This is a genomic window from Rhizobium aureum (genome assembly GCF_030182495.1).
GTDB classification, from domain to species: Bacteria; Pseudomonadota; Alphaproteobacteria; order Rhizobiales; family Rhizobiaceae; genus Rhizobium; species Rhizobium tropici_C.
Genome location: NZ_JAQJCI010000009.1, coordinates 191,397 through 212,488 on the forward strand (window position 1 = coordinate 191,397; position 21,092 = coordinate 212,488).

The 21,092-nt window shown below is 60.4% G+C and carries 25 protein-coding genes; 19 read left to right on the plus strand and 6 right to left on the minus strand.

Features of this window, described 5'->3' with window-relative positions; all coding sequences use genetic code 11:
- The first annotated feature begins 16 nt into the window (after window positions 1-16).
- The 12 genes from PH552_RS21195 (at window position 17) to visR (ending at window position 10,605) form a co-directional block, all read left to right on the plus strand.
- Entirely contained in the window at window positions 17-313 is a 297-nt protein-coding gene (locus tag PH552_RS21195) for an STAS domain-containing protein (protein WP_112343794.1), read from the plus strand.
- On the plus strand, window positions 310-675 hold the full coding sequence (gene cheY1, locus PH552_RS21200; RefSeq protein ID WP_004128526.1) for a chemotaxis response regulator CheY1: 366 nt from the start codon (window positions 310-312) through the stop codon (window positions 673-675). Before PH552_RS21195 ends, cheY1 begins: the two co-directional genes overlap by 4 nt.
- A gap of 16 nt (window positions 676-691) precedes the next feature.
- Window positions 692-2,980 carry a chemotaxis protein CheA gene (locus PH552_RS21205; RefSeq protein WP_183762684.1) on the plus strand — a complete coding sequence of 763 codons (2,289 nt, stop codon included), beginning with the start codon at window positions 692-694 and terminating at the stop codon, window positions 2,978-2,980.
- 4 nt (window positions 2,981-2,984) lie between these two features.
- Window positions 2,985-3,452, plus strand: coding sequence for a chemotaxis protein CheW (locus PH552_RS21210; protein WP_112343796.1), 468 nt, complete (start codon window positions 2,985-2,987; stop codon window positions 3,450-3,452).
- Window positions 3,449-4,357 carry a protein-glutamate O-methyltransferase CheR gene (cheR, locus tag PH552_RS21215; protein WP_183762687.1) on the plus strand — a complete coding sequence of 303 codons (909 nt, stop codon included), beginning with the start codon at window positions 3,449-3,451 and terminating at the stop codon, window positions 4,355-4,357. Before PH552_RS21210 ends, cheR begins: the two co-directional genes overlap by 4 nt.
- Window positions 4,354-5,397 (plus strand): protein-glutamate O-methylesterase CheB, encoded by a 1,044-nt coding sequence (gene cheB / locus PH552_RS21220; RefSeq protein ID WP_183762689.1) that lies wholly within the window; start codon window positions 4,354-4,356, stop codon window positions 5,395-5,397. Before cheR ends, cheB begins: the two co-directional genes overlap by 4 nt.
- Window positions 5,397-5,786 (plus strand): response regulator, encoded by a 390-nt coding sequence (locus PH552_RS21225; protein WP_004128537.1) that lies wholly within the window; start codon window positions 5,397-5,399, stop codon window positions 5,784-5,786. Before cheB ends, PH552_RS21225 begins: the two co-directional genes overlap by 1 nt.
- Window positions 5,783-6,337: a chemoreceptor glutamine deamidase CheD gene (cheD, locus tag PH552_RS21230; RefSeq protein ID WP_112343799.1), complete on the plus strand. Its 555-nt coding sequence runs from the start codon at window positions 5,783-5,785 to the stop codon at window positions 6,335-6,337. The genes PH552_RS21225 and cheD overlap by 4 nt, the downstream gene beginning before the upstream one ends.
- Before the next feature lie 16 nt (window positions 6,338-6,353).
- Window positions 6,354-6,743: a chemotaxis protein CheT gene (gene cheT, locus PH552_RS21235; protein WP_112343800.1), complete on the plus strand. Its 390-nt coding sequence runs from the start codon at window positions 6,354-6,356 to the stop codon at window positions 6,741-6,743.
- A 166-nt stretch (window positions 6,744-6,909) separates the two neighbouring features.
- Window positions 6,910-8,586 (plus strand): flagellar basal-body MS-ring/collar protein FliF, encoded by a 1,677-nt coding sequence (gene fliF / locus PH552_RS21240; RefSeq protein ID WP_183762692.1) that lies wholly within the window; start codon window positions 6,910-6,912, stop codon window positions 8,584-8,586.
- 523 nt (window positions 8,587-9,109) lie between these two features.
- Window positions 9,110-9,847: a transcriptional regulator VisN gene (gene visN / locus PH552_RS21245; RefSeq protein WP_112343802.1), complete on the plus strand. Its 738-nt coding sequence runs from the start codon at window positions 9,110-9,112 to the stop codon at window positions 9,845-9,847.
- A gap of 11 nt (window positions 9,848-9,858) precedes the next feature.
- The gene (gene visR / locus PH552_RS21250; protein WP_112343803.1) at window positions 9,859-10,605 is read left to right on the plus strand and encodes a transcriptional regulator VisR; all 747 of its coding nucleotides are present in this window, start codon (window positions 9,859-9,861) and stop codon (window positions 10,603-10,605) included.
- A 165-nt stretch (window positions 10,606-10,770) separates the two neighbouring features.
- Here visR and PH552_RS21255 read toward each other — a convergent pair whose 3' ends face one another.
- The 6 genes from PH552_RS21255 to motA form a co-directional block, all read right to left on the minus strand.
- Window positions 10,771-11,211: a hypothetical protein gene (locus tag PH552_RS21255; RefSeq protein ID WP_112343804.1), complete on the minus strand. Its 441-nt coding sequence runs from the start codon at window positions 11,209-11,211 to the stop codon at window positions 10,771-10,773.
- A gap of 5 nt (window positions 11,212-11,216) precedes the next feature.
- Window positions 11,217-12,296, minus strand: coding sequence for a flagellar biosynthesis protein FlhB (flhB, locus tag PH552_RS21260; RefSeq protein ID WP_183762695.1), 1,080 nt, complete (start codon window positions 12,294-12,296; stop codon window positions 11,217-11,219).
- A gap of 92 nt (window positions 12,297-12,388) precedes the next feature.
- Window positions 12,389-13,432, minus strand: a complete 1,044-nt coding sequence (gene fliG, locus PH552_RS21265) for a flagellar motor switch protein FliG (protein ID WP_112343852.1) — start codon at window positions 13,430-13,432, stop codon at window positions 12,389-12,391.
- A 49-nt stretch (window positions 13,433-13,481) separates the two neighbouring features.
- Window positions 13,482-14,012 carry a flagellar motor switch protein FliN gene (gene fliN, locus PH552_RS21270; RefSeq protein WP_183762698.1) on the minus strand — a complete coding sequence of 177 codons (531 nt, stop codon included), beginning with the start codon at window positions 14,010-14,012 and terminating at the stop codon, window positions 13,482-13,484.
- A gap of 68 nt (window positions 14,013-14,080) precedes the next feature.
- Window positions 14,081-15,028 (minus strand): FliM/FliN family flagellar motor switch protein, encoded by a 948-nt coding sequence (locus PH552_RS21275; protein ID WP_246698530.1) that lies wholly within the window; start codon window positions 15,026-15,028, stop codon window positions 14,081-14,083.
- A gap of 5 nt (window positions 15,029-15,033) precedes the next feature.
- Window positions 15,034-15,906 carry a flagellar motor stator protein MotA gene (motA, locus tag PH552_RS21280; protein ID WP_112343808.1) on the minus strand — a complete coding sequence of 291 codons (873 nt, stop codon included), beginning with the start codon at window positions 15,904-15,906 and terminating at the stop codon, window positions 15,034-15,036.
- Window positions 15,907-16,129: 223 nt separating this feature from the next.
- Here motA and flgF point away from each other — a divergent pair, with 223 nt between their 5' ends.
- The 7 genes from flgF to flgG all read left to right on the plus strand — a co-directional run bounded on the left by flgF (window position 16,130) and on the right by flgG (window position 21,068).
- Complete coding sequence (gene flgF, locus PH552_RS21285) at window positions 16,130-16,864, plus strand: flagellar basal-body rod protein FlgF (RefSeq protein ID WP_112343809.1); 735 nt, start codon at window positions 16,130-16,132, stop codon at window positions 16,862-16,864.
- An 11-nt stretch (window positions 16,865-16,875) separates the two neighbouring features.
- On the plus strand, window positions 16,876-18,261 hold the full coding sequence (gene fliI / locus PH552_RS21290) for a flagellar protein export ATPase FliI (RefSeq protein ID WP_112343853.1): 1,386 nt from the start codon (window positions 16,876-16,878) through the stop codon (window positions 18,259-18,261).
- Between the two features lie 88 nt (window positions 18,262-18,349).
- Window positions 18,350-18,892, plus strand: coding sequence for a flagellar protein (locus tag PH552_RS21295; protein ID WP_210278844.1), 543 nt, complete (start codon window positions 18,350-18,352; stop codon window positions 18,890-18,892).
- Window positions 18,893-19,009: 117 nt separating this feature from the next.
- On the plus strand, window positions 19,010-19,402 hold the full coding sequence (gene flgB, locus PH552_RS21300) for a flagellar basal body rod protein FlgB (RefSeq protein WP_112343811.1): 393 nt from the start codon (window positions 19,010-19,012) through the stop codon (window positions 19,400-19,402).
- A gap of 16 nt (window positions 19,403-19,418) precedes the next feature.
- Window positions 19,419-19,835 carry a flagellar basal body rod protein FlgC gene (gene flgC / locus PH552_RS21305; protein WP_112343812.1) on the plus strand — a complete coding sequence of 139 codons (417 nt, stop codon included), beginning with the start codon at window positions 19,419-19,421 and terminating at the stop codon, window positions 19,833-19,835.
- On the plus strand, window positions 19,832-20,182 hold the full coding sequence (fliE, locus tag PH552_RS21310; RefSeq protein ID WP_112343813.1) for a flagellar hook-basal body complex protein FliE: 351 nt from the start codon (window positions 19,832-19,834) through the stop codon (window positions 20,180-20,182). The genes flgC and fliE overlap by 4 nt, the downstream gene beginning before the upstream one ends.
- Window positions 20,183-20,279: 97 nt before the next feature.
- Window positions 20,280-21,068: a flagellar basal-body rod protein FlgG gene (flgG, locus tag PH552_RS21315; protein WP_112343814.1), complete on the plus strand. Its 789-nt coding sequence runs from the start codon at window positions 20,280-20,282 to the stop codon at window positions 21,066-21,068.
- Window positions 21,069-21,092 lie beyond the last annotated feature (24 nt).

Here is a 21,092-nt window from a genome sequence, read left to right on the forward strand (position 1 = left end):
AACGGGGAATGAAGCGATGCCGAGCAAGAAAGGCGAAAAGACAATCAGTCTGGCCGCGGTGCTGGACCTCAACGAGGCCTCCGCCCTTCGCGGCACGCTGATGGGAATGCGCGGCAGCAATGTCGCGATCGATGCGTCCGGCGTCGAAAGGATCGGGGCCTTGTGCGTTCAGGTCATCATGGCCGCCGCCAAGACGTGGGATGAGGACAAGCTCTCCTTCACCTTCTCCAAGGTGTCGGATGCATTTCAAAAAACAATGCAGGTGATCGGGGTGGATATCTCCCATCTGCTTGCCAAGGAGATCCGGCAATGAAGAAAAAAGTGCTGACCGTGGATGATTCACGGACCATTCGAAACATGCTTCTCGTCACCCTCAACAATGCGGGTTTCGAGACCATTCAGGCCGAAGACGGCGTCGAAGGCCTGGAAATTCTGGAAGAAGCCAATCCCGATGTCATCGTTACCGACATCAACATGCCGCGCCTTGACGGTTTCGGCTTCATCGAGGGCGTTCGCCGCAACGACAGATACCGTGCCGTTCCGATCCTCGTGCTGACGACCGAAAGCGATGCGGAGAAGAAGAACCGTGCCCGCCAGGCCGGCGCGACCGGCTGGATCGTCAAGCCGTTCGACCCCGCCAAGCTGATCGATGCCATCGAGCGCGTAACCGCCTAAACAGGATCCACCCCTCATGGATATGAACGAAATCAAAGAGATTTTCTTCCAGGAGTGCGAAGAGCAGCTCGCCGAACTGGAATCCGGTCTCCTGAAAATGAATGACGGCGACCGCGATCCGGAAACCGTCAATGCCGTGTTCCGCGCCGTTCATTCCATCAAGGGTGGGGCAGGTGCCTTCGGTCTCGACGACCTGGTCGCATTCGCCCACGTCTTCGAGACCACGCTTGATTGCGTTCGATCCAACAAGCTGGAGCCGACCCAGGATGTCCTGAAGGTCATGCTCAAGGCCGCAGACGTCCTGGCGGATCTCACCAATGCCGCGCGTGACGGCGGGAGTGTCGATCAGGCTCGCAGCCGCGGCCTGGTCAAGGAACTGGAAGCGCTGGCAAATGGCGATCTGCCCTCACCGTCTGCGGCAGCAGTCGTCGTCGAGGCCGCTCCCAAGGCTGCGGCGCCGGCTCCGACCGATGATAGCGGTTTCCAGCCGATCCCCTTCAGCTTCGATGACGATTTCGGCAGCGACGAGCCGGCCGGCGACGGCGTGCCGGAGTATGAGGTCGATTTCAGGCCGCGCTCGGATCTCTACGCCAAGGGCAACGACGCGACGCTGCTGTTGCGCGACCTCGCGCGGCTCGGCGAAATGAATATCTTCTGCGACATGGATGCGCTGCCGGGTCTCATCGACCTTGATCCCGAAGGTGCCTATTTCAAATGGGCGATCTCGATCAAGACGGACAAGGGCGAAGACGCCATTCGCACTGTTTTCGAATTTGCCGAATGGGATTGCGATCTCGATATCAGGCAGGTCGAAAGTGGTGCCTGCGCCTCGGCCAGCGACGAATTGCCGATGGTGCCTGTCCCCTTCGACCTCTCCGCTCTCGATGATGACGGTGCCGCGCCCGCTGCCGAACACGTCGAGCCGGCAGCGGCTCCGAAGAATGATGCTGCTGCCGCCGTTGCCGCCGCGGAAATCGCAAGCAACGTCACGCAGCTGGCCTCCGCTGCCGCGCGCGTCGAAAAGAAGGAAGCCGCCCTTGCCGCTGCTGCCGCTTCGAATGCGGCGGCCGCACAGAATAGCGCAGCCGCTGCCGCCGCCGGACAAACCATCCGTGTCGATCTCGACCGTGTCGACCGCCTCATCAACCTTGTCGGCGAGCTTGTCATCAATCAGGCGATGCTCTCCCAGAGCGTCATCGAGAACGACAACAACGGCGCGTCCTCCATCAACATGGGTCTCGAAGAGCTGCAGCAGCTCACCCGCGAGATCCAGGACAGCGTCATGGCGATCCGCGCGCAGCCGGTGAAGCCCGTCTTCCAGCGCATGTCGCGCATCGTTCGCGAAATCGCCGACATGACCGGCAAGTCGATCCGCCTGATCACCGAGGGCGAGAACACCGAAGTCGACAAGACCGTCATCGACAAGCTGGCCGAACCGCTGACGCACATGATCCGCAATGCCGTCGACCACGGCGTCGAAACGCCGGAAAAGCGCGCTGCTCTCGGCAAGAATCCGGAAGGCACCGTTCGCCTGACGGCAAAGCATCGCTCCGGCCGCATCCTGATCGAGCTTGCCGACGATGGTGCCGGCATCAACCGCGAAAAGGTGCGCCAGAAGGCCATCGACAACGACTTGATCGCGGCGGATGCCAATCTTTCGGATGAGGAAGTCGATAACCTGATCTTCCTGCCGGGCTTCTCGACCGCCGACAAGATTTCCGACATCTCCGGCCGTGGTGTCGGCATGGACGTGGTCAAGCGCTCGATTCAGGCGCTCGGCGGCCGCATCAACATCAGCTCCAAGCCGGGGCAGGGTTCCGTCTTCACCATGAGCCTGCCGCTGACGCTCGCCGTCCTCGACGGCATGGTGGTGACGGTTGCCGGCCAGACGCTCGTCGTGCCGCTGACGGCGATCGTCGAAACGCTGCAGCCGGAGGCTTCCGCCATCCATTCATTCGGCGCCAACCACCGCCTGATCTCGATCCGCAACAGCTTCTGCCCGCTGGTCGATGTCGGCCGTATCCTGAACTTCCGCGCCACGCAGGCCAATCCGGTCGAAGGTGTTGCGCTGCTGGTGGAATCGGAAGGCGGCGGGCAGCGGGCCCTCATGGTCGATGCCATCCAGGGCCAGCGCCAGGTCGTCATCAAGAGCCTCGAGGCCAACTACACGCATGTGCCGGGCATCGCGGCCGCGACCATCCTCGGCGATGGCCGCGTGGCCCTGATCCTTGATGTCGATGCCGTGGTCGGCGCTTCGCGCGGCCAATCGCTGAAGCCTGAAATGTCTTATGCAGCGGTGGGGTGAGTTCATGTCCTATGCCGTCAAGAACCTGACCCAGGGAGCCCGCGAACTGATCGCCTTCCGCATCGGCGACCAGGAGTTCTGCGTCGATATCATGTCGGTCCGCGAAATTCGTGGCTGGACGCCCGCAACGGCCATGCCGCATGCGCCGGGCTATATGCTAGGGGTCATCAATCTGCGTGGCGCGGTCCTGCCGATCATCGATCTCTCCTGCCGGCTCGGCATGAAGCGCGCGGAGCCGACGGCACGGCATGTCATCATCGTCGCGCAGGTCAAGCGCAAGGTGGTCGGTCTTCTCGTCGATGCGGTGTCGGACATCCTGACCATCACCGACGACAGCATCCAGCCGACACCGGAAGTCTCCTCCGATCACGAGCGGCAGTTTGCGCGCGGCATCGTGGCGATCGATCGCCGCATGATCTGCCTGATCGAGCTGGAAGCCCTGTTCCCTGAAAGCGAAAGCGAGGCTGCATGAGCGCGATGGGAGCCATGGATTTCAAGGCGTCTCCGGACGAGGTGCTGGCGAGCGGCGAATATCCGCTGACACGGCGCGACCTGATGGAGATCGCCGCCATGATCTATGCGGATGCCGGCATTTCGCTCAACGAGAGCAAGGCGTCGCTGGTCTATTCGCGGCTGTCGAAGCATATCCGCGCGCTGGGCCTCTCCGGTTTCCGCGACTACTGTCAGCTGGTTTCCTCCCCGGCAGGAAGTGCCGCGCGCCGTGAGATGCTGTCGCATCTGACGACCAATTTCACACGCTTCTTCCGCGAAAACCATCATTTCGATCATCTGCGCGACGAAGTTCTGCCGGGCCTCCTGGCGCGCGCCAAGGCCGGTGGCCGGGTGCGCATCTGGTCGGCCGCCTGTTCCGACGGGCAGGAGCCCTATTCCATCGCGCTGACCGTGCTTGCCTTGATGCCGAATGTTGCGGACTTCGATTTCAAGATCCTTGCGACGGATATCGATCCGAAGATCCTCGGGCTTGCCCGCGCCGGCGCCTATGATGAAACGGCGCTCGAAACGATCTCGCCCGCCATGCGCAAGCAATGGTTTCAGGAGGTCAATCTCCAGGGCAGGCGCAAATTCCAGATCGACGACCGCGTCAAGCGGCTGATCACCTTCAACGAGCTGAACCTGCTGGCGCAATGGCCCTTCAAGGGCATGTTCGACGTCATCTTCTGCCGCAACGTCGTCATTTATTTCGACGAACCGACGCAGATGAAGATCTGGTCTCGCTTTGCCGGCCAGCTGCATGACAACGGCCACCTTTATATCGGCCATTCCGAGCGGGTCTCTGGCGAGGCGAAGCACGTCTTCGACAATATCGGCATCACGACCTATCGCTATCTCGGCAAGAACGCGGGGAGGAAACCATGAACGCAGCAGCCCGTGTTCTCGTGGTCGACGATTCCCCGACCATGCGCGGCCTGATCGCGGCCGTATTGCGCGCTGATCCGGACGTCGACGTCGTCGGCCAGGCCGGTGACGCGCTCGAGGCGCGCGCCGCCATCAAGGCTCTCAATCCCGATGTCGTCACGCTGGACATCGAGATGCCGAACATGAACGGCCTCGAATTCCTGGAAAAGATCATGACGCTGAGGCCCATGCCCGTCATCATGGTTTCCACGATGACGCACCGCGGTGCCGATGCGACGCTTGCAGCCCTCGAGATCGGCGCGTTCGACTGTGTCGGAAAGCCGTCGCCGGGCGAACCGCATCCTTTCGGCGACCTTGCGGATAAGGTGAAGGCGGCCGCCCGTTCCCAGCGGCAATATGTGAAGCCCGCCGCCCAGCGTGTGCCGCCGCCGGCCGTTTCGGATTTCCGCGTGGGACGCAAGATCGTCGCCATCGGCTCCTCCACCGGCGGTGTCGAGGCGCTGATCAATGTCCTGCAGAAATTCCCGGCCAACTGCCCGCCGACTGTCATCACGCAGCATATGCCGCCGACCTTCACGCGCAGCTTCGCGGAACGGCTGAACCGGCTCTGCGCGCCGGTCGTCCAGGAGGCGACCGATGGAGCAAGGCTGGAAATCGGCAAGATCTATCTGGCGCCGGGCGGCGAAAGGCATCTGCGGGTTGCCAATGCCTCGGCGCCTCATTGCCGTCTGGTGGACGGCGGGCCGGTGAACGGTCATCGGCCTTCGGTCGACGTACTCTTTGATTCGGTTGCCGAATTGGCAGGCCGCAATGCCGTCGGCGTGATCCTGACCGGGATGGGGCGTGACGGCGCCGCCGGTCTCCTCAAGATGCGCCACGCCGGTGCGCGCACCATCGGCCAGAACGAAAAGACCTGTGTGGTCTACGGCATGCCGAGGGTCGCGCACGAGCTCGGCGCCGTCGAACAGCAGTTTCCGCTGAACGCCATTGGCGAGGAAATTTTGAAAATAACAGCCGCCCGAAAGGAAGGGAGCGAATAATGTCTCTAGCGGAGAAAATCAAAGTTCTGATCGTCGACGATCAGGTCACCAGCCGTCTGTTGCTGAGCGATGCTCTGACGCAGCTCGGCTTCAAGCAGATCACCGCCGCCGGCGACGGCGAGCAGGGGATGAAGATCATGGAGCAACAGCCGCACCATCTCGTCATCTCCGATTTCAACATGCCGAAAATGGACGGGCTCGGTCTGCTGCAGGCAGTCCGGACAAACCCGACGACGAAGAAGGCGGCCTTCATCATCCTGACGGCGCAGGGTGACCGCGCGCTGGTCCAGAAGGCGGCGCAGCTCGGGGCCAACAACGTGCTCGCCAAACCCTTCACCATCGAAAAGATGAAAGCTGCCATCGAGGCTGTCTTCGGAGCACTGAAATGATCGTCGAGGGTGCTGCCCGTCGCGTGCATATTATTCAGGGCGAGTACAAGGTCATCAGCGATCCCGACGTAGTGCTGACGACCATCCTCGGCTCTTGCGTGGCGGCTTGCCTGCGCGATCCCATCGCCGGCGTCGGCGGGATGAACCATTTCCTCCTCCCGGGAATGGCCACCTCGCCGATGAGCGGCGGCGACGCGACGCGCTACGGCGTGCACCTGATGGAACTTCTGATCAACGGTCTCCTGAAGAAGGGAGCGCGACGCGACCGGCTGGAAGCAAAAGTCTTCGGCGGTGCCAAGACGATCGCCACTTTCTCCAATGTCGGCGAGCAGAATGCCGTTTTCGCCATGCAGTTCCTGAAAGACGAAGGCATACCGGTCGTCAGCTCCAGCACGGGCGGCGAGCATGGACGCAAGATCGAATATTGGCCGATCTCCGGAAGAGCCAGGCAATACCCGCTGACCGGTGCGGAGACGCAGAAGACCGTCGCGCTGGAACAGCGTCCGGTCGTGGCTCCCAAGCCGGTCGACAATACGATCGAATTTTTCTGATCAGCGAGGCTACCGCATGACCCCCTTCCAGCACATTGAAACGCCCGCCATCGAGGAGACGCTTCCCGCCATCCTCCTGCGGGTCGTTTCCGAATTGCATGACGTCGCCTATCTGATCGAGCGCATCGAACCGCAGCTGCTCGATATCAGCGGTGCCGATATAATGGCCTCGCCGGAAGCGATGAAGGTCGTTCAGGGCATCGACCTTGCCGTGCAGAAGACCCGCGGCATCGCCGAATTCATCGATACGATCGCCGGGACCATGCCCGAGGGCTGGACGGTCGATCTGGCAACGGCGTTGAGCCTGGTCAAGCTGACGGAGATGCAGAAGGCGCTTGGCGGCGGTGGATCTCATGCGCATTCCCAGCCCATGGCGAAGGCTGCCGGCGATTTCGATTTCTTCTGATCCGGCGGCCGGCAGTAGATACTGTTTTTCTTATATAATCCTCATCGTTTCTTCCTGACTTTTTCCTGTTTTTCCAGCCGGACGAAACGTTCGCACAAGTTTCGATTTCTATTTTCTCCGCAGGGTACAAAGCCATCAGGTCTTTGACGAATCGTGCGAGAACAGAATGAATCTGTTAAATCAATTAGTTCCCCTGCTCCGGAATATTCAGAATCTGGGGAGAACGCGGCTGATGATCCTTGGGGGCGTCGGTGCTGTCTCCATGCTGCTGATCCTTTTTGCCGCCCTTTACGTCAATAAGCCCGCGCAGGAGACGCTTTATGTCGGCCTGGATACGACCGATCTCAACCAGATCAGCATCGCTCTCGCAGAGGCAAAGATCAATTTTCAGGTCGGCTCCGACGGCACGAGCCTGACCGTTCCGGCCGGCATGACCGGCAAGGCCCGCGCGCTGCTCGCCGAACGCGGTCTGCCCAATAGCGGCAATGCCGGTTACGAACTGTTCGATAATGTCGGTTCGCTCGGCCTGACCTCCTTCATGCAGGAAGTCACCCGCGTGCGCGCACTCGAAGGTGAAATCGGCCGCACAATTACTTCCATCGCCGGCATCAGTGCCGCGCGCGTCCATATCGTCATGCAGGACGTCGGCAATTTCCGGAAGGCGGATCAGAAGCCGACGGCATCCGTCATGATCCGCGCCAGTGCGGAAGCGGCCCGCAAATCCGCATCGGCGATCCGTCACCTTGTCGCCTCCGCCGTTCCAGGCCTGGAGGTCGACGACGTCACGATCCTCGACTCGACGGGTCAGCTGCTCGCATCGGGCGATGACCCGAGCAATGGCGTTCTGAACCGCAATCTCGGCATCGTGCAGAATGTACAGAGCGAAGTCGAATCCAACATCAACAAGGCGCTCGCACCCTTCCTGGGCACGGACAACTTCCGCTCGAGCGTCACGGCGCAGCTCAACACCGACAGTCAGCAGGTGCAGGAAACCACCTACGATCCGGACTCGAAGGTCGAACGCTCGGTCCGCACGGTGAAGGAAGCCCAGAAGTCGCAGCAGAGCCAGCCCGACAGCGCTGCAACCGTGGAACAGAATATTCCGCAGGCGGCCCCGCAGTCCGGCGGCAACACGCCGACGTCGAACGATCAGTCGGACAAGCGCGAAGAGCAGACCAATTACGAGATCAACAGCAAGACCACGGCCACGACGCGTAACAGCTACAAGATCGAAAAGCTGTCCGTCGCAGTGGTGGTCAACAAGGGCCGCATCGCGCAGATGGTCGGCGAAGGCGCGGATCAGGCCAAGATCGATGCCTATATCGCCGAGATGCAGAAGATCGTCGCGACGGCCGCTGGCGTCGATACGAAGCGCGGCGACATCATCACCGTCAATGCGATGGATTTCCTCGACAACCAGCTGCTTGAGGAGGCGTCCTCCAGCTTCAGCATCACGGACATGCTGAGCCGCAACATGGCCGGCATCATCAATTCGCTGGCCTTTGTCGCCGTCGCCTTTCTGATCGTCTGGATGGGCTTCCGTCCGCTGATCCGCTCGCTCGGCGGCTCCGCAAACAGCACGGCACTTCCGGAAGCGGCCGGGCTGGAGCTGCCGGACTTCGCACCTGCCGTGGGCGGTCCTGGTGCCGCGCTGATGGACGGCTTCGGCTCGGACTTCGGCTTCGACAGCACCGACGATCTGCTGACGATGGGCGACGATGGCGGCACCTTCAACCGCCGCGTCAAGGAAGGGCCGGAACGCCGCCTGTCCCGCATGGTGGAAATCAGCGAGGAGCGTGCCGCAAAGATCCTCAGAAAATGGGCTGTCGACCAGGCGGCCTAAGCAAAGGACCGGGATACGCTCCCGGTCCTTTTTCGTTACGGGAAGGCTGGCACGTCAAGCTTGCCGATATTTGTCATTTCAACTGTGATCAATTAGCCGCTGCCAAGTAAATTGACGTTCTCGTAAGCTGGAATTTCCCGGGATATCCGGTTGCTGGGTAAAAAGAATCGACATACAAATAGTATGCCTTTTGCGTAATAGCCGTGTATTCGGAGCCAATCGGTCCTCGTTTCCGCGTTTCGCATGTTTAAAGCGTCTGCAGATTCCGGAGCGCGGAAAATCAGTTCATGGTTCGTAGATCGTGGTGGCGACGGTATAGGCCGGCACGATTGCCGACGTGGAATTCAAGGATGGGTACGCTCATCTACCCGCTTCCGCCGGGATGTGTTTGTGTCGCGGTAGAGAAGACCCAGTTTTGATGCCTTGCGGAAAATCCATCGATTTCCTGGGGCGATGTGCCGGGTTCTGGCGAAACAATGCTCTCGTTGACGGCCATCGCCCAACAGCGGCAGGAAATGCAAGTATGGACATGCAGATATCGCAGGTGAGCAGAAGCGATAGGGATGCGCGATCAGTCGTGCCTGCCGGTTCCATGTCGCGCGAGCAGCTCATTCTGCAGCTGAATGCCGTTTCGGGCCAGGGCTATCTGCAAGCCGGCCTGCAGGCATTGACCAGCTACGCCGGCGCTTCCCATTATCTCCTCGTACGCTCCGATCTTATCCAGGAAAGTGGTCTCGATTTCGTCATTTCCTCTGATTGGCCCTTCGATCTCGTCAGACGCCTGGCGGTGGAACTGACCGGCAGTTATGGCCGCATCGGCGAGCTGGAAAAATGCATGTCGCTGTTTCAGCCGAGCGTGGCTCTCTTGCCTGATGATGTCACCCTGCCTGACGGAATTGGTCGGCAATATCATGTCCTGAGCTTCAATGTCGGGCGCACGCGTTTCTCGCTGCTGCTGCTGGCAGGTGAATCGATGATGCTTTCATCGGAGCGGCTGCGCGACGTCGGCCTGCTGTCCGGCTATCTCGCGAGCTCAACCCGATGCGTCGAAGGCAAGCTGGAGCGCGATTTCGACCTGACCGAGCGTGAGCTGGAATGCCTGTTCTGGATCGCCGAGGGCAAGACGAGCGACGAGATTGCCATGATTCTCGGAATCTCACGCAATACCATCAACAACTATATCACCAGCGTCATGCGCAAGACCGCCACCAAGACCCGCTCGGAGGCTATAGCCTTCGCGGTGCGAAACAATCTCGTTTAAGGGCTTACCGGATGCGCTATCAGCCAGACAGGATGACGGATAGGCCCGCCGAATCGCGGCTTACCCGTTCCGGCAGGATTTCCGGCCGCTCCGATCTCTTTCCGAAACTGGTGTCGATGCTGAAGCTGATCGATGCGCAGCATTTCGCCGTCTATCGCCTTCATGGCTCGGGCCTGCCGCACAAGCAGCGGCTGGTCTGCGAACTCGACAATTGGGGCTCGGCCAATTCCGTCGTCGGCAAATCCTTCGTGGAAGCCTATGGCGAAGCAATGATCGAGCATATCGACAAATCCCTGCTTCCGCTGATGTGGAATGGCCGCGATAGCGACAGCACGGCTGAAACGCCGGACTTTGCCGTTTTCACGCAGCGCCTGAAGCCGCATCTTCTGCCCTTCGCCGGCGTGGCGTTTCCGGTGCGGCTCGGCGCGGTCGGCAACGGCTATATCGTCTTTACGGCCAAGTTCATGGATCTCGCGAGCGAGATGATCGTCGAGCTGCATGGCCGCAGCTGCCAGATCATGATGGAGCTCCTGTCGCTGGATGAACGGCGCTCGCAGGCCGCCGAGGCGTTGAGCGAGCGTGAGATTGCCTGCCTGCAGCTTGCCGGCGACGGGCGCATCAGCGAGGAGATTGCCGAGAAACTGGGATTGTCGGTCCACACCGTCAACGCCTATCTCGGATCGGCGACCATCAAGCTCGACAGCGTCAACCGTATCCAGGCGATCGCGAAGGCGATCCGCTTCGGCTACATAAGCTGAGACAGCGGCGCCTTAGGCATGATGCCGAGAAATGTGAGCGGTTTTCGGACGACATCATGCTCTGCTTCTTTGATTCCAGAGCGGATTCAGATTTTAGGTCGAAACGACCTAAAATCATCCGGCTCCAGCGAATCACCTTTGCAGATTTCGAAATGATGAATCTTTTCAGACTGCGTGCGCGGCTTCGCCGCGAATGACGTAGCGAGCGTCTCTGAGGCTGCGTGCGAGCAGCGCCGTGTTTTCGTCCGGGTCGGACGATGCCTTGTCGAAGGCGATATGATTGATCTCGATGCCGGCAAGGTGTTCCGTCAGCGCCAGCTTGGCATAGATGGTGACGCCCTGCGGCTTGATTTCCAGGTCGAGCGTGACCTCCGCCGGCCCGCCCCAATCGAGCTTGTAATCCCCGCCAAGACCGAAATTGACAATGCCTGGAAGGAAATAGAGTTCGGCGGCCGAGGCCACGAGGTCACCAAGATTGCCGTATCGTTCGAAGCGCAGCAGGGAAATCAGGTCGGCTGCATCGAGGAGGCGCAGCTCGCTGGCGACGGGGCTGATGGCTTCGGCTAGTATTTGTTCGCGTTGGGCAGAGTAGGGGCATTTTTTCATTCGGTTTATCGTACCCGTTTTCTATTCGGCTGCGCGGCGTAGACCCGATGGATGAGCTCGGCGACAGCCTTGTAAAATACTGACGGTATGACGCTATCAACCGAGACTTGCGCAAACATGGAGCGCGCGAGCGGCGGATCTTCGAAAACGGGAATATTGTTTGCCTCGGCTATCTCCCTGATCTTCAAGGCGATCAGGTCCTGGCCCTTGGCGACGACGACAGGCGCATCGTTTTCCGCTTGCACATAGCGCAGCGCAACGGCGAAGTGAGTCGGGTTGGCGATGACAAGAGTGGCGCGGGGCACCTGCTTCATCATGCGCCGGCGGGCCCGGTCGCGTGCGACCGAGCGCTGGCGCGACTTGACGATGGGGTCGCCCTGGGACTGCTTGTGTTCGTCCTTGACCTCCTGCTTGGTCATTTTCAGCTGGTCGAACCAGTGATAGCGGCTCCAGAGCAGGTCGGCGATGCCGACGATCGCGGTTGCCATCAACACGATGACGAGGATTCGCTGAACCACCGTCGACAGGCGCACGAAGATGGTCTGCGGATCGGAAACCATCGAATCGATCGCGTGGAAGAACTGGCCGCGCAGCACGAAAAACATGACGATGCTGACGAGCACGATCTTTGCGAGCGATTTGCCGAATTCAACCAGGCCGGTCGTGCTGAAGATACGCTTGAAACCCGACGTGGGCGATATGCGCGAAAACTGCGGCCGGATTCGCTCCAGGACAGGGGTTGGCAGATTCTGGAATATCGAGGCGCCGATGCCGAAGACGAAGAAAAGCACCACGGCCGGCAACACCATGTTTCCGGCTTCCCAGCCTATGCGGATGAATAGCGAGATCGCATCGGGACCCGTATCGAGCCGCCATTGATCCGGCTTTTCGAAGAGATCCCGCAATATCTCGCCCACGCGGCCCATGCGCGTCGGCAGGAAGAAGGTGACGTAGATGACCGTTGCCAGCATGGAGGCAAAGAGCGTGGCCTCCCTGGAGTGGGGCACATTGCCCTTCTCGATGGTATCGCGGAGTTTTTTCTCCGTCGGTCGTTCTGTTTTACTGTCCTTGTCTTCGTCAGCCAAAGCAGCCGCCCTTTGCGCAACGGAAAGAGGCCGCGCTTCATGCGCGGCCCATAGCTTGTCAGTCTATGACGTTTTCGCTGGCCGCGCCGCGTTTACGCCGCTTCTTCCACAGGCGTATTTTCTCGGGGCTTGAGCTCGATCTGGCCGGAATTGGCAAGCCGGATGGCTTCCTGGGCGATAGCGCGCCGGGCGATGGCGATTTCTCGCGGATTGATGCCCGTATTGCCCATCTGCAGGTCTGATTCGATCATGCGGCGCTGACGCGGGCTGATCGAGGACAGGACGATCTCGCGAATCTCGTTGCCGGATCCCCGCAGCGCCATCGTCAGGATGTCGGAGGCGATGTCGTTGAGCAGCAGCACGCGGCTCGGCTGCGGCATACGCGTGAGATCGTCGAAGAGGAAGATCTTCGGACGGACCTTCTCGACCGATTCCTTGTTGATCGATTCCAGCGAGCTCAGCAGGGTATCGACCTGCGGCTTGTCGAGCTCGTTCATCAGGTCGGCGACCTTCGTGGAGCCGGAAGTGTTGCGTTCGGCATCGATCTCGGCCATCAGCGCGAGCACGCGGTTGTCAATGATCTGGGCCGCCTTGGGACTGACGTCCTTGATATTGACGGTGCGGTTCATGACGTCTGCACGCTGGGCTTCGGGAAGCTGCAGCAGGATCTTCGCGCCGAAGGCCGAAGGCATCATGGACAGTACGTAGGCGATGGTCTGCGGATGTTCCCGCAGGAAGAACTTGGCGACGAAGACCGGATCGGCTTCGCCCAGACGATCCCAGATGGACGTCTCGTAGGCCTGGAACGCGGTGCGGCGGCCAAGCAGGCTATCGACCTCATCCGGCGTCAGACCCTCTTCGAGAATGCTTTCGATGGCCTTGGCGTTATCCATGAGGCCGGCGCCCTCGGTGAAGAGGTCTTCGAATTCCGCCACGAGCTGCGCCAGTTCGTCCGGCGGAATGAGCCGCAGTGATTGCGCCGAGGCGATGATCATCTGCAGCTCGTTCTGCGTGAAGTATTTCAACAACCGTCCTGCCACCTGCTTTCCCATAGCGAGAAGCACGGCCGCTGCTTTTTCAGTCTGAGTCAACGGTTTCTCGGCAATTGCGCCGCTGAAATCGTCAAAGTCCATCATGGTCTTCGTCTCCATCCCGCAGGGGGAGTGGGCTCATCCTGAGCCGGGTTCAGCTTTTCTTCGCGTTATAAATTTCAGTGAGCTTGATGCCGAATCTGGTGTCGTCATGGTCCAGAACGGTAATCTCGCCCCGGCCGATTTTGCGGCCGTTCACGGTAATCTCGACCGGCTCGCCGATCTTCTTGTCGAGCGCGATGATGGCGCCCTCGGCCAGGCTCATCAGGCCGGATACGGGCATGCGGCTGCTGCCGAGAACGATCTGGACGTCGATCGGGATGTCCATGATCAGGTCCATATTGGCGGCCAGTGCGCTGCCGGGAGCAGCAGGCGCCGCGGAAACGTCCGCGAAGTCACCACCGTCGAAGGCGGGCTCGGAATTGTCGTCGCCGAAATCGCCGAAGGTAGAAAGGTCGGTGCTTGTTTCCGCCCCGAACGTATCGGCGCCGAAGTCAGGCAGATCGCCGTCGCTATCCTTCTTCAGAACGCCGCGCAGACCGTCGATGGCCTCGTCCAGGGCGGCGTCGCTGCTTGAAATGTCCAGCGATTCCTCGCTGCTTTGCTTTGTCTTCTTCGTAGCCATGAAATCACTATTCCAGTTGAAACTTGCCTCAAGCTGCCGTGGGTGGGCGACCGACCACCTTCAGCTAGTCAATTCATCAGGTGTCGAAGAAGCTCGTCGTCGGAATTGACGTTATCCTTGACACGCACCGTATAATTTTCGCCAGAACGGCCGAATTCGCAGATGTAAAGGTCTTTGCTGTTGGCGCTGACTTCGACCCGGACGTCGCCGGTATTATCCATGAAGGGGATGACATCGCCGACCGCGAGCTTGGAAATGGTGTCGAGCGTCAGCGATTGCAGCCGGATGCGTGCCTCAAGCGTCACCTGCGAGCGGCGCACCTGCTCGCCGAGCTGATCCGACCATGCCTGGGAGGCGGCCGTCGGGTTCTTGGCGCGCGGAGCGCTCACGACAGTGCGCAGCAGATCGCGTTGCGGCACGATGATGACGATCTGGGACATCGATTTGCCGAGCGAGATCGTCATGGTGATCGCGGCCGCAAAATCATTCCCCTCGTCGCCGGCGGACTTCGGGCGATCCTCGATATTGTAGGGCGGGTCGAGATAGGGCTCGAAGCCGCCGGGCGCATTGACGGCCGAGCGCAGCACATTGGCGATCTTGTCGAACACCATGACGGAAAGGTCGAGCTCGATGGCGGAAAGCGGCCGGGCCACCGCTGCTTCCATGTCTTCCGGGCGCGCACCGAGCATGTGTTCCATCAGCGTCATGATGAAGCCGGCACCGCAGCCGAGGACGAATTTCGGCGCCCAATTGCGCAGCGAGCCGTTGATGAGGGCATGGTTGCCGCCCAGCCCGGCGATCAGGTCGTTCATCGGGCCGGACTGGCAGCCGGCATAGGCGATGGTGATATCCAGGCCGGTCTCGCTCTTGATGATGTCGGGCAGGAATTCGGCATAGACCTGGGTGAAGGCTGCGCCGAGCTTGGCAAGCGTTGCCTGGTCGCCGAGATTGCCGGTAAGTCTGGCAAAGAGGGTGAGGTCCATCGTCTGTGCCTTGGAAGCGGATTGCGGGCTCATGATCGTCAGGCTGCCTTGCTTTCGCCGCCGGGGTTCATCATCTCCTGCTCGACGGCATCGATCGAGGGACGTTCGTAGGAGGAGATGGTCTTGCGGCCATATTCGAGCGCAACCTGCGGCACCGATCCGTTCATGTAGGCGAGCAGCGTCTGCTTCACGATCACGTAGAGGCGATGCTGTTTGTTGCGTACCACCTTGATCTGCGAAACCAGCGGCGCGCAGACCGAATAGGACAGGATGATGCCGAGGAAGGTGCCGACCAGTGCCGAGCCGATGAGATGGCCGAGCACTTCGGGTGATTCGTTGATGTGGCTCATCGCCTTGATGACGCCGAGAACGGCGGCGACGATACCGATCGCCGGAAAGGAATCGCCCATGATCGTGATCGAGTGATAGGGCTTCATCTTGTCGTGCATCATGGTGTCGAGTTCTTCATCCATCAGCGCCTCGATCTCGTGCGAGCGGGCGTTGCCGATGATGATGAGACGGACATAGTCGCAGATGAAGGCTGTCAGGTCCTTGTTCTTCAGGACCGTCGGCGCGGCCTTGAAGATCGTCGATTCATCGGGATTGTCGATATGGGCTTCGATCTCGTTGCGCGACTTGGTGCGCAGGTCGCGCATCAGGGCATAGAGCACGCCGAGCGTGTCGAGATAATCGCGCTCCTTCGGAACCGCATGCCGGAAGGCTTCCCCGAGCGCTCTGCCCGAATCCTTCACCACTTTCATCGGATTGGCCATGATGAAGCCGCCGAGGCCGGCGCCTGCGATAATGACAAATTCGAAGGGCTGGAACAGCGCTCCTACGTCTCCGCCCATAGCCATGAAGCTGCCTATGATGCAGCCGCAGGTCACTACAAATCCGATAATAATATTCATCGTCGGTCCACACCTGAACGTTGCTTCATATGATGAACTAGGGGAGCTGCCTTGCGTGAGGCTGTTCGATGGGACCGTTGACGCGCTTTTTGCCTTGTCAGCTTCGCACAAGCCAAGCCCTGCAGGATGATGGGTAAGGGCATCCATGCCCCGCTAACGAAATGTAGGAGCGCCGGTGGCGTTTCCTTTCCCGTTATTCTCCAATGTCCGGAGGGCGTTGAAAATGCAGTCTGGTATCTATGTCGCGCTATCGTCCCAGATGGCGCTCGAGCGGCGCTTGACCACGATCGCCGATAATTTGGCCAACGTGAACACGACGGGCTTTCGTGGCACCGAGGTCAAGTTCGATCAGGTCCTCAGCAATACCCAAAACAAGCTCAACGCCAAGGTCGCCTTCGTCTCGCAAGGCAATGATTATCTCTCCACCGACAATGGCGAACTTCAGAATACCGGCAATCTCTTCGATTTTTCGGTCAAGGGCGATGCCTATTTCGGCCTCAACACGCCGGCGGGCCTGGTAATCACGCGCGACGGCCGTTTCACCATGACCGACAGCGGTGCGCTGGTCTCCACGCGCGGCTTCCCCGTGCTGGATCCCGGCGGCGCCCCGATCCAGCTCGATCCGGCGGGGGGCGCTCCGGCCGTTGCATCGAACGGCGTGATCACACAGAATGGCCGGACCATGGGTCAGATCGGCCTCTACAGCGCCGATGTCGGCAAGGGCTTCCTGCGCTACGAAAACAGCGGCATCCTGCCGACCGATACGCCTCAGCCTGTTATCGATCGTTCGAATATCGGCATCGCTCAGGGTTATCTGGAAAACTCCAACGTCAACGGCATGCGGGAAATGACCAACCTGATCGAGGTCAGCCGCGCCTTCGACAATATCAGCACGCTTACCAGCAGCAGTGAAGGCACGCTTACCGACGCCATCAAGACCCTCGGCGGCAGCCAGTAAAGAGGCGGATGATGGTCGAGGATCGGTTGCCGGAGGGCGCGATGTCGCCGAAGCTTTCGCATATGGCCGCTCTGGCGGGCCAATATGCGATGGCGGAGAATGCCGTGGCCCATGGCGGCCATGTGCGCACCATCGCTGCCGGGCACTATACCGTCGCGGGCCTCTCCAGGCAGGTGCGTCTCGGCGATTTCGTCGCGCACCGTTCCCAGACCGGCATCCATCTCGGCGAAGTCGTCCGTGTGGAGCCGGAGCTCACCTATGTCTGTCCGATCGAGCCGGGCGAGCCGATCGGTATCCAGGATACCATCATCCGCAAGGGTGCCTTCCGCATCGCGCCCGACAATAGCTGGTGCGGCCGCACGATCAATTCGCTGGGCGAGCCGATCGACGGGCTCGGGCCGCTGACGGCGGGTCTTGAATCGCGCTCGATCTCCAATACTGCCCCGCCGTCCATGACGCGCAAGCGTGTCGAAACCGGCTTCAAGACCGGCGTGCGCGCCATCGATATCTTCTCGCCGCTCTGCCTTGGCCAGCGCCTGGGTATCTTTGCCGGCTCCGGCGTCGGCAAATCGACGCTGCTGTCGATGCTGGCGAGAGCGGAAGCCTTCGACAAGGTGGTGATCGCGCTCGTCGGCGAGCGCGGCCGCGAGGTACGCGAATTCATCGAGGATACGCTGGGTTCGCATATGCAGAAATCGGTGGCGGTCGTCGCGACGAGCGATGAAAGCCCGATGCTGCGCAAGATGGCGCCGCTTTCGGCGATCACCATCGCCGAGCATTTCCGCGATCAGGGCGACAATGTGCTGCTGATCGTCGATAGCGTCACACGTTTCGCCCATGCCATTCGCGAGGTGGCGACCGCATCCGGCGAGCCGCCGATCGCGCGCGGCTATCCGGCCTCGGTCTTCACCGAGCTGCCGCGCCTTCTCGAGCGCGCCGGCCCGGGACCGGAGGGCACCGGCACGATCACAGCCATCATTTCGATCCTGGTCGATGGCGACAATCACAACGATCCGATCGCCGATTCCACCCGCGGCATTCTCGACGGCCATATCGTTCTTCAGCGTAGCCTTGCCGAGGAAGGCCGCTACCCGCCGATCGATCCGCTCGCATCCGTATCGCGTCTCGCCCGCAAGGCCTGGTCATCCGATCAGGAAAAACTGGTGTCCCGGCTGAAGGCGCTTGTGCATCGCTACGAGGAAACGCGCGATCTGCGCCTGATCGGCGGCTATCGCCAGGGCAGCGACCCCGATCTCGATATCGCGGTGCGTCAGGTGCCGATCATCTACGACATCCTGAAACAGACCCCGGGCGAAGAGCCATCGGCGGATGCCTTCACCGATCTTGCCACCGCTCTCAGGAATGCCTCGAGCGGCGTTCCGGTCAGGGGCAAGTGATGATCATCAGCAAGCTTAGCGCGATTTTTCCTTGCCTGCATCCAGCCGGGTATCGCCGAATTTCGTGCCGAAAGAGGTGCCAGAAGTGATGGAATCCGACGCAGACGATCCGGTCGCCCCGCCGAAGCAGGCGAGAAGGCGAACCGTTGCGGATAGGGCGCTGGCCTTTACGGGGCTGGCGCTTGCCGGCGCCTCGGCCTTCTTTCCCTGGTACGTCTTTCTCAATCCGGACAAGTTCGGCATTCACGTCGCCGAAGGCGAGCGCACCCGCGATCTGCCGAATTGGCCCAGCCGCGAGATCGTCAGCGTCTCGCCGCTCGCTATAACCAACAAGAACCCGAGCGCGCCGAAGGATCTTATTCCCGATCCGCTGACGACGGCGACGGTCAGCAATGCCGGACGCGAGGACGACCGGGGGGAGCCGGCCGACCAGCAGCCGCTCCCCGGCAAGTCCCCGTTCCACCTGCTGCACGTCGCAAATGGCCGAGCGCTCATCGAGGACGATACCGGCATGTATGTCGTGCGGGTCGGTTCGGTTCTGCCCGACAGCAGCCGGCTGGCTTCGATCGAACAACGAGACGGAAAATGGGTCATCGTCACGTCGGCGGGCGATGTCTACGGCAACAATTGAAAAGCCGAAAACGCCGAAGTTTCAGGCATTTCGAAGACCTTTACAGGAACGCATTTCCCGCAAGTCCCACGCAAGATTATCCCGCTAGGTTTCTAGTGTAAGAACGGAGAGAAGGCCATGCAACCCATACAGCTCTTTGACCTGGCCTCGCGGCAAGCCGAGTGGCTTCAGGTGCGCCAGGAGGTTGTTGCCGGCAATATCGCCAATGCCAATACGCCGAAATATCGCGCCAAGGACGTGACGCCGTTCCAGGCCGTTCTGGATAATCAGAACGTCAACATGGTCCGGACCAATCCGGCGCATCTTTCGGGAAACGAATTCAGCACGAGCGGCAACGTCAACGTCGAGGAAGCTCCGCTCGCCCAGGAAATCGGCGTCCAGGAATCGGGTAACACCGTCGGCCTGGAAGACGAGCTTGCCAAGGCCGGTGACATCAAGCGCCAATACAGCTTGAACACCGCGCTCATAGGCTCCTTTCATCGCATGATGTTGATGACCGTAAAACAATAGATGAAGTGAAGATGCCATGGACCCCTTATCAGCCGCATTGAAAATTGCAGGCTCCGGCCTGGAGGCTCAATCGACTCGTCTGCGAATCGTCTCCGAAAATATCGCCAACGCCCGATCGACGGGCGATACGCCCGGCGCCGATCCCTACAGGCGCAAGACGGTGACCTTCGGCGCCGAACTGGATCGCGCCAACGGCCTCACCACTGTCGGTGTCAAGAAGCTTGGTGAAGACACGGGCAAGTTCGTCGAAGAATACGATCCCGACAATCCGGCGGCGGATCAGAAGGGCTACGTCAAGATGCCCAACGTCAATATTCTCGTCGAAATGGCCGATATGCGCGAAGCCAATCGCTCCTACGAAGCCAATCTGCAGACGGTCCGGCAGGCCCGTGATCTCATCTCCTCCACTATTGATCTGCTGAAGAACCAATGATCGACACGATTAAGAATGTAGCCTCCATCTCGGCGACCCGCGGCCTCGGCAGCATCGCCACGGATCTGACCTCCGCCGCCTCCAGCGCGATGAATGCCTCGCCGGCCGTCGCCATGGGAGCGGATGCCGGAATGAGCTTCGCGTCGGTCATGTCGAACGTTGCGAAGGATTCCATCAATTCGCTGAAGGAAGCGGAAGGCGCCTCCTTTGCCGGTATCAAGGGCACGATGAGCACCCGCGAGGTGGTCGACAAGGTCATGCAGGCCGACCAGACCCTGCAGACTGCAATCGCTCTGCGCGACAAGGTCGTCTCAGCCTTTCTCGATATCACGAAGATGCAGATATAGAGCGGGCTTCCCCGTTCTAATTACCTGATTTGGCGAGAGTCTTTCACAAGCCCTTCCATGGCTTCGAAGGTTCCGCCCTAGATCCAAGGACGAAAGCATGAGAGCGCTCGCAATCGCCGCGACGGGCATGGATGCCCAGCAGACCAATCTCGAAGTAATCGCGAACAACATCGCGAATATCAATACGACGGGTTACAAGCGCTCGCGCGCCGAGTTCTCCGACCTTCTCTATCAGACGGAGCGTGCCAAGGGGATCGCCAACAGGCCGAACCAGGCGGTGGTGCCGGAAGGCGCCAATATCGGTCTCGGCGTGCAGACGACCGCGGTGCGCAACATCCAGATCCAGGGCGAGCTGTCGCAGACGCAGAACGATCTCGACGTCGCGCTCGTCGGCCGTGGCTGGTTCCAGATCAAGATGCCCGACGGCACGACCGCCTACACCCGCGCCGGCTCCTTCAACAAGAGCGATACCGGTCAGATCGTCACGCCGGATGGCAATGTGCTGGAGCCGGGCATCACTGTCCCGAACAATGCCAGCAAGCTCACCATCAGCCAGTCCGGCGAGATCTCCGCGATCATCGGCACCGCGACGACGCCGACCGTGCTTGGCCAGCTGCAGATCGCCAATTTCGTCAATGAAGCCGGCCTGCAGCCGATGGGAAGCAATCTCTTCGTTCAGACGCCGGCTTCCGGCGATCCGGTCGTTTCCGATCCGAACGAGAACGGCTTTGCCTACATGAAGCAATACTATCTGGAATCGTCGAACGTCGATCCGGTCAAGGAAATCACCGATCTGATCACGGCGCAGCGCGCCTATGAGATGAATTCCAAGGTCATCACGACGGCCGACGAAATGGCGCAGATCGTCAGCAAGAACCTGAAGTAGCAAGAGGGACGGGCCGAACATGAG